This is a genomic window from Streptomyces sp. BK79 (assembly GCF_044142145.1).
In the GTDB taxonomy this organism is placed as follows: Bacteria; Actinomycetota; Actinomycetes; order Streptomycetales; family Streptomycetaceae; genus Streptomyces.
This window is the reverse complement of sequence record NZ_JBHVOC010000064.1, coordinates 1-2,493: the sequence shown is the minus strand read 5'-3', so window position 1 is coordinate 2,493 and position 2,493 is coordinate 1. Positions and strand designations below refer to the sequence as shown.

At 56.8% G+C, this 2,493-nt stretch carries 1 rRNA gene; it reads left to right on the top strand.

Annotated features, from left to right (window positions below):
• Nucleotides 1–2,471, top strand: a 23S ribosomal RNA gene (locus ACFIF2_RS35740); the annotation flags it as partial.
• Nucleotides 2,472–2,493: the final 22 nt, after the last annotated feature.

The window sequence follows — 2,493 nt, the reverse complement described above, 5'->3', positions numbered from 1 at the left end:
TCGTGACTGCGTGCCTTTTGAAGAATGAGCCTGCGAGTTTGCGGTGTGTTGCGAGGTTAACCCGTTGTGGGGCAGCCGTAGCGAAAGCGAGTCCGAATAGGGCGTTTCAGTAGCACGCTCAAGACCCGAAGCGGAGTGATCTAGCCATGGGCAGGTTGAAGCGGAGGTAAGACTTCGTGGAGGACCGAACCCACCAGGGTTGAAAACCTGGGGGATGACCTGTGGTTAGGGGTGAAAGGCCAATCAAACTCCGTGATAGCTGGTTCTCCCCGAAATGCATTTAGGTGCAGCGTCGTGTGTTTCTTGCCGGAGGTAGAGCACTGGATAGGCGATGGGCCCTACCGGGTTACTGACCTTAGCCAAACTCCGAATGCCGGTAAGTGAGAGCGCGGCAGTGAGACTGTGGGGGATAAGCTCCATGGTCGAGAGGGAAACAGCCCAGAGCATCGACTAAGGCCCCTAAGCGTACGCTAAGTGGGAAAGGATGTGGAGTCGCACAGACAACCAGGAGGTTGGCTTAGAAGCAGCCACCCTTGAAAGAGTGCGTAATAGCTCACTGGTCTAGTGATTCCGCGCCGACAATGTAGCGGGGCTCAAGCGTACCGCCGAAGTCGTGTCATTGCAGCAATACGGCCAACGCCGGCTGTGATGGGTAGGGGAGCGTCGTGTGCCGGGTGAAGCAGCCGCGGAAGCGAGTTGTGGACGGTTCACGAGTGAGAATGCAGGCATGAGTAGCGATACAAACGTGAGAAACGTTTGCGCCGATTGACTAAGGGTTCCTGGGTCAAGCTGATCTGCCCAGGGTAAGTCGGGACCTAAGGCGAGGCCGACAGGCGTAGTCGATGGATAACCGGTTGATATTCCGGTACCCGCTGTGAAGCGTCAAACATCGAGCATCGTGATGCTAAGGCCGTGAAGCCGTTCCGGACCCTTCGGGGAAAGGAAAGTGGTGGAGCCGCCGGACCAAGCGGTTAGTAGGTGAGTGATGGGGTGACGCAGGAAGGTAGTCCATCCCGGGCGGTGGTTGTCCCGGGGTAAGGGTGTAGGCCGTGCGATAGGTAAATCCGTCGCACTTGTGGCTGAGACCTGATGCCGAGCCGATTGTGGTGAAGTGGATGATCCTATGCTGTCGAGAAAAGCCTCTAGCGAGTTTCATGGCGGCCCGTACCCTAAACCGACTCAGGTGGTCAGGTAGAGAATACCGAGGCGTTCGGGTGAACTATGGTTAAGGAACTCGGCAAAATGCCCCCGTAACTTCGGGAGAAGGGGGGCCACACCTGGTGATGATCTTTACGGTCTGAGCTGGGGGTGGCCGCAGAGACCAGCGAGAAGCGACTGTTTACTAAAAACACAGGTCCGTGCGAAGCCGTAAGGCGATGTATACGGACTGACGCCTGCCCGGTGCTGGAACGTTAAGGGGACCGGTTAGTCACATTTCGGTGTGGCGAAGCTGAGAACTTAAGCGCCAGTAAACGGCGGTGGTAACTATAACCATCCTAAGGTAGCGAAATTCCTTGTCGGGTAAGTTCCGACCTGCACGAATGGCGTAACGACTTCTCGACTGTCTCAACCATAGGCCCGGTGAAATTGCACTACGAGTAAAGATGCTCGTTTCGCGCAGCAGGACGGAAAGACCCCGGGACCTTTACTACAGTTTGATATTGGTGTTCGGTTCGGCTTGTGTAGGATAGCTGGGAGACTTTGAAGCTCGCACGCCAGTGTGGGTGGAGTCGTCGTTGAAATACCAGTCTGGTCGTGCTGGATGTCTAACCTGGGTCCGTGATCCGGATCAGGGACAGTGTCTGATGGGTAGTTTAACTGGGGCGGTTGCCTCCTAAAGAGTAACGGAGGCGCCCAAAGGTTCCCTCAGCCTGGTTGGCAATCAGGTGTTGAGTGTAAGTGCACAAGGGAGCTTGACTGTGAGACCGACGGGTCGAGCAGGGACGAAAGTCGGGACTAGTGATCCGGCGGTGGCTTGTGGAAGCGCCGTCGCTCAACGGATAAAAGGTACCCCGGGGATAACAGGCTGATCTTCCCCAAGAGTCCATATCGACGGGATGGTTTGGCACCTCGATGTCGGCTCGTCGCATCCTGGGGCTGGAGTCGGTCCCAAGGGTTGGGCTGTTCGCCCATTAAAGCGGTACGCGAGCTGGGTTTAGAACGTCGTGAGACAGTTCGGTCCCTATCCGCTGTGCGCGTAGGAGTCTTGAGAAGGGCTGTCCCTAGTACGAGAGGACCGGGACGGACGAACCTCTGGTGTGCCAGTTGTCCTGCCAAGGGCATGGCTGGTTGGCTACGTTCGGGAGGGATAACCGCTGAAAGCATCTAAGCGGGAAGCCTGCTTCGAGATGAGGACTCCCACCCCCTTGAGGGGTTAAGGCTCCCAGTAGACGACTGGGTTGATAGGCCGGATCTGGAAGCACCGCAAGGTGTGGAGGTGACCGGTACTAATAGGCCGAGGGCTTGTCCTCAGTTGCTCGCGTCCACTGTGTT